Source organism: Actinophytocola sp. (assembly GCF_045807065.1).
Classification (GTDB): Bacteria; Actinomycetota; Actinomycetes; order Mycobacteriales; family Pseudonocardiaceae; genus Actinophytocola.
In genome coordinates, this window is the sequence record NZ_JBJMIE010000100.1 from 1 (window position 1) to 5241 (window position 5241).

6 protein-coding genes are annotated in these 5241 nt (G+C 72.4%); 3 read left to right on the top strand and 3 right to left on the bottom strand.

Annotated elements, in window-relative coordinates:
• The 3 genes from ACJ73U_RS06000 to ACJ73U_RS06010 form a co-directional block, all read right to left on the bottom strand.
• A partial coding sequence (locus tag ACJ73U_RS06000) for a beta-ketoacyl-[acyl-carrier-protein] synthase family protein (RefSeq protein WP_407776516.1) occupies positions 1–745 on the bottom strand: 745 nt, incomplete at its 3' end.
• Positions 742–1071: a TcmI family type II polyketide cyclase gene (locus ACJ73U_RS06005; protein ID WP_407776517.1), complete on the bottom strand. Its 330-nt coding sequence runs from the start codon at positions 1069–1071 to the stop codon at positions 742–744. The genes ACJ73U_RS06000 and ACJ73U_RS06005, both read right to left, overlap by 4 nt.
• Before the next feature lie 46 nt (positions 1072–1117).
• On the bottom strand, positions 1118–2587 hold the full coding sequence (locus tag ACJ73U_RS06010; RefSeq protein ID WP_407776518.1) for an FAD-dependent monooxygenase: 1470 nt from the start codon (positions 2585–2587) through the stop codon (positions 1118–1120).
• Between the two features lie 223 nt (positions 2588–2810).
• On the opposite strand from ACJ73U_RS06010, the gene ACJ73U_RS06015 reads away from it, so the two are divergent.
• From ACJ73U_RS06015 to ACJ73U_RS06025, 3 genes are read left to right on the top strand one after another with little or no spacing between them, the layout of a single operon-like run.
• Complete coding sequence (locus ACJ73U_RS06015) at positions 2811–3674, top strand: NAD(P)H-binding protein (protein ID WP_407776519.1); 864 nt, start codon at positions 2811–2813, stop codon at positions 3672–3674.
• A gap of 10 nt (positions 3675–3684) precedes the next feature.
• Positions 3685–4287, top strand: coding sequence for an antibiotic biosynthesis monooxygenase (locus tag ACJ73U_RS06020; RefSeq protein WP_407776520.1), 603 nt, complete (start codon positions 3685–3687; stop codon positions 4285–4287).
• A complete protein-coding gene (locus ACJ73U_RS06025) occupies positions 4284–5024 on the top strand; it encodes a class I SAM-dependent methyltransferase (protein WP_407776521.1) in 741 nt (246 codons plus the stop codon). Before ACJ73U_RS06020 ends, ACJ73U_RS06025 begins: the two co-directional genes overlap by 4 nt.
• Positions 5025–5241 lie beyond the last annotated feature (217 nt).

Sequence of the window (5241 nt, forward strand, 5' to 3'; positions counted from 1 at the left end):
CCTCCAGGACGAACACCGCGCAGCCCTCGCCGAGTACGAAGCCATTGCGGGTGCCGTCGAAGGGCCGCGAGGCCTGCTCCGGGTCCTCACGGCGCGGCGTCGTCGCCTTGATGGCGTCGAAGCAGGCCATGGTGATGGGCGAGATCGGCGCGTCGGTGGCGCCGGCGACCATGACGTCCGCGGAACCCTCCCGGATCAGCTCGACGGCCTGGCTGACCGAGTCGATGCCGGAGGTGCAGCCGGTGGACACCACCGTCGCCGGCCCCTGTGCGCCCACGGCCCACGCCACCTCGGCGGCGAACGAGCTGGGGACCAGGTAGTCGTAGAGGTGCGGCACCGCGTACCGGTGGTCGACCAGGTGCAGCCGGCCGCCGTCGCTGACCACCCGGTACTCCTGGTCGAGGCTCGTGGTCGCGCCGACCGCGCTGCCGATCGTGACGCCGAGCCGGAACGGGTCGAGCTCCTCGACCTCCAGTCCGCCGTCCTCGACCGCCTCCCGGGCGGCCACGACGGCCAGCTGGGCGGCCCGGTCCATGCGACGGACCTCCTGCGGGCCGAGCCCGTGCTCCTCCGGCGCGAAGTCGATCTCGGCGGCGACCCTGGACCGGAACGGGGAGGCGTCGAAGAACGTGATGCCCCTCGTGGCCGTGCGGCCGTCGGTGAGCAGGCTCCAGAAGTTCTTCGTGCCCACGCCGCCCGGCGCCAGCACGCCGATGCCGGTGATGACGACGCGGCGCCCGGTCATCGCGGTGCCTCCCAGTGGTAGAACCGCTTCGCCATCGCGTCCGCCGGCGACCGCCAGGTCCGCGGGTCGTACGCCTGGACGAACGGCTTGAGGTCCTCGCTGATCCGCACGAACCGCGGATCGGTCCTGGCCTGCTCGATGCGCTCGCCGCCGTCGGCGTCGTCGAAGTCCTGCACGTGGAAGTAGAGGCCCCGGTAGCTGAACAGCTGCCGGCGGCGGGTGCCCATCCGGTGCGGCATGTCGGTTTCGTCGAACTCCTTGAACAGTGCCGCGACCTCCGCGTCGGCGCGCGGATCCATCCGGGCGACGATCAGGGTGCTGTGCATCGTCACTCCTTGCTGCGCTGGGACAAAACTGCGAGAACGATTGGGGTCACCAGGCCGGGCCGAACCAGCGCTCCAGCGCCATCGGCAGGTCACCGGCGCTGCCCGGCGCGGCCCACGCGACGTAGCCGTCCGGGCGGACCAGCACCGCGGCGGTCCCGGCGAGCGGCCCGTCCGCGGACATGCCCCGCGGCTCGGCTGTGAGCACGTCGACCCGGTCCCGCCACCCGGCCGCGCGGCGGCGCAACCGGGGGTTGTCGGTGAAGTCGAGCAGCACGCCGCGGCCGGTGTGCAGGACCTCGGCGCTGGTCGTCTTGTGCTCGGGCCCGACCAGCTCCACCGCCGGCATCCGCATGCCGAGCAACGGGTGCCGGCCGCCGCCCATGTCGTAGCGAATCTCCAGGCCGCTGACCATGCCGGCGAGATGCCGGCTGACCTCGTTGTACCGGATCAGCTCGGTCATCACGTCCCGCAGCGGCTGCATCTCCGGGCCGGACAGGAACAGCAGGCCCTGCGCCCTGGTGTTCAGCAGGAGCCGCCGGCCGACCGGGTGCCGCTCGGTGTGGTAGGTGTCCACAAGGGACTCCGGGGCGCTGCCGCGGAGCACCGCGCCCAGCTTCCACCCCAGGTTCACCGCGTCCTGGATGCTCGTGTTCATGCCCTGTCCACCCGCGGGCAGGTGGATGTGCGCGGCGTCGCCGGCCAGGAGGACCCGGCCACGCCGGTACTCCGTGACCTGCCGGGTGGCGTCCCCGAACGAGCTCACCCACACCGGCTCGCCGTGCGAGATGTCCGTGCCGGTGATGCGCTGCCAGGCGTCGGCGACCTCCCGGTACTCCGGCGGGGTCTCGCGCCGGCGCGGCGGGCGGCCGCGCTCGCAGACGATCAGCCGGGTGACGCCGCCGGGCAGCGGGCCGACCATGACCATCCCGCCGGGCAGCGTCTCCCCGATCATGCGGGGCTCCAGGTCCAGACCACGCACGTCGGCGAGGAACATCTCCATCGTCGCGGCGGTGCCGGGGAAGTCGAAACCGGCGGCCTTGCGGACGAAGCTGCGGCCGCCGTCGCACCCCACCAGGTAGGGCGCGGACAACCGGTGCACACCGTTCGGCCCGCGCACCTCGACCTCGACCCGGTCGTCGTGCCGGGTGAGGCCGACGACCTCGTGGCCGCGGCGGATGTCGGCGCCCAGCTCGCTCGCCCACTCCTCGAGCACCGTCTCGGTCTGGGACTGGGGAATCGTCTTCGCCGCCTGGTGCGCGCCGTCCAGCACGCCGAAGTCGACCGGCAGGCCACCGAAGTGTCCCAGCGTGCTGACCTCGATGTCGCCGAAGCGGGGCAGCAGGCCGCGCTGGTCGAAGACCTCCATCGTGCGGGCGGTGAAGCCGAGGCCGCGGGACTCGCCGCTGCGTCTGGGCAGCCGCTCGACCACGACGACGTCCACCCCCGCGAGCCGCAGCTCTCCGGCGAGCATCATCCCGGCGGGACCGGCTCCCACCACGATCACGTCGGCGTCCATGTTCCTCTCTCCTCGGGCAGTCGGGGTTCCGGCAGCGAGTTTCCGGAGCCGCGCACGGCTGTCAAGGCCAACGGTCAGGTGCCGCGGGCGGTTGGTCAGAGGAGTGTCAAATTCGTCAAACGCCGTGTACGACAACGACAACCGGAAGTCAGGAGCGGTTGGCGGTGGAAGCGCCGGCGGCTACATCCGAAGCGAGGCGCAGGCACGAGAGAGAGGAACCACCATGCCCACCGAGTCGCGAGTGCTGGTCACCGCCGCGACCGGCAACGTCGGCCCACACGCCGTGGCCGGGCTGCTGGACGCGGGAGCGGGCGTCCGCGCTCTGGTCCTCCCGGACGACCCGGCCGCCGACCGGCTTCCGGCCGCGGTGGAGCGACACGTCGGTAATCTGTCCGATGTGGACAGTGTAGCGGCCGCGCTGGACGGGATCACCGACGTGTTCCTGATGTGGCCCTTCTTCACGCTCGACGTGACGACCGCGCCGGCGGTGGTGGAAGTGCTCGCCGAGCGGGTGCGTCGGGTCGTGTTCGTCTCCTCCGTCGGCGTGCACATCGGGTTGGAGCGCCGCGACAACAACTGCCACGCCTACCTCGAGGAGCTGCTCGAGGCGACCGACCTCGAGTGGACCTTCCTGCGCACCACGGGATTCATGGCCAACGCCCTGGGGTTCGCCGCCCAGGTCCGAACCGGTGACGTGGTCCGCTTCCCGTACGGCACGGCGGCCAGGACGCCCGTGCACGAGGCGGACCTCGCGGCCGTCGGCGTGCGCGCGCTGACCGGCGACGGGCACGCCGGCGTGAAGTACCTGGTGACCGGGCCCGAGGTGCTCACCCAGCAGGAGCAGGTGTCCGTCATCGGCGAGGTGCTCGGCCGGGACCTGAAGTGGGAGGACGTTCCCGCGCCCGCCGCGCGGGAGCAGATGGTCGCCGCCGGCTGGCCACCGGCCTACGCCGACGGCGCGCTGGACTACTTCGCCATGCTCACGCGGGAACCGGAACTGCTGTCGCCGACCGTGCCGGAGGTGCTGGGCAGGCCGGCACGCACGTTCCGGACGTGGGCCGAGGAACACGCGGAACGCTTCCACTGAGGAGTTCACCATGACACGAGCCGGTTTCGTCACCTTCCACACCGCGCGGACCGACGACGCGGAGGTGGTCGTCGCCGCCCTGCGCCGCCACGCCCACACGACGCTGCGGGCCGCACCGGGGTTCGTCTCGGCGCGCATCCACGTGAGCACGGACGGCGGGACGGTGGTGCAGCGCACCGAATGGCAGGACCGCGAGTCCACAGTAGACGCCTGGCCGGACGTGCCCGGTCCCACGGCGTCGGTCTTCGAGGGGACACCCGCGCCGGGGCTGGAGGGGCCGGCGGCCGGGCGGGAGCCGGGCGTCGTCGTGGTGGCGACCCGCTACCTCGCGGGGCCCGAGTCCGCGGCCGCGGTGCTGGAGCTGCTGGCCGGCAGCGGCCGGTGGAAGCGGGACTTCCCCGGTTTCATCTCGGCGACCCCGTACCTCAGCGCCGACGGCCGCACGTTCGTCAACTACCCGACCTGGGTGGACGAATCGTCGTTCCGGGCGTGGACGGAGGACCCGAACATCAACGGCGCACGCGAGGAGGTCACCCGGCACGAGCTGAGACCGCCGGACATCCTCGTCTGCCACGTCGTGGAAACCATCGCGCGGGAAGGAGTGCACGCATGACCACCGTCGAACACGCGCTCGGGCAGCTGTGGGAGGACATCTACGACCCCATCACCCGCGAGGTCGTCGCGACCCTGCCCCTCGACCGCACGTGGCGCTGCCTGGAACTGGGTGCCGGCCTGGGATCGATGTCGTACTGGTTGAGCGAGAAGGCCGCCACCGTGGTGGCGGTCGACCTGGACACGAGCGGGATCGACCCCGGCCGCGCCCCCAACCTGACCGTGCGCGAGCAGGACGTCACGACGGCGCGTTTCGAGCCGGAGTCGTTCGACCTGATCCTGGCCAGGGCGACGTTCGAGCACCTGCCGGACCCCGAGGCCGTGCTCCGGCGCGCGGTGGAGTGGCTGGCTCCGGGTGGTTGGCTGGTCGTCGAGGACTTCTACTACCTGCCGGGCGAGCACGCCCCCACCGAGGCGGCCCGCGCCGTGCTGGGCGCCTACCTGGCGGGGTGGCGGGCACAGGGCGCCGACATGCACTGGGGCCGCAGGCTTCCCTCGACGTTCGCCCGAGCCGGCCTGTCCTCGGTGGAGGTCCGCGTGACCCCGCTGGGCCCGGGCCAGCACCCGCTGGGCAACGAGCTGATCCGCGAACGGATGCGGCTGCAGGGCGGCCGGCTGGTCGACAGTGGCCTGGTACGGGCCGAGGACCTCGACGCCTTCGTCGCCGGCCTGGACGACCCGACCGCCCGGGACGTCGCGACCCTCCTGTTCTCCGTCCGGGGCCGACGAGCGCGGTGACGAGGCGCCCGAACGGCATGCCGGAACGGTGCCGGGACACCCGTGACCGCCCGTCGCAACGCGGTGCGCGGATGTCCGCACGACGAACGCCAAGGGTTCCCGGTAAGGCGCTGAGCAACGTGAAGGCCGCCACCGGCGACCCGGGCTGGCGACACGCGTCACCGCCGCGGGATGACCGCCACCCGGCAGCCTGAACCGAACGACACCGGCCGTGGCC

Bases quoted from the DNA above. Each gene is read 5' to 3' on its own strand.
- ACJ73U_RS06010 (WP_407776518.1), bottom strand. From the start codon at position 2,587: ATGGACGCCGACGTGATCGTGGTGGGAGCCGGTCCCGCCGGGATGATG.
- ACJ73U_RS06020 (WP_407776520.1), top strand. From the start codon at position 3,685: ATGACACGAGCCGGTTTCGTCACCTTCCACACCGCGCGGACCGACGAC.
- ACJ73U_RS06015 (WP_407776519.1), top strand. From the start codon at position 2,811: ATGCCCACCGAGTCGCGAGTGCTGGTCACCGCCGCGACCGGCAACGTC.
- ACJ73U_RS06025 (WP_407776521.1), top strand. From the start codon at position 4,284: ATGACCACCGTCGAACACGCGCTCGGGCAGCTGTGGGAGGACATCTAC.
- ACJ73U_RS06005 (WP_407776517.1), bottom strand. From the start codon at position 1,071: ATGCACAGCACCCTGATCGTCGCCCGGATGGATCCGCGCGCCGACGCG.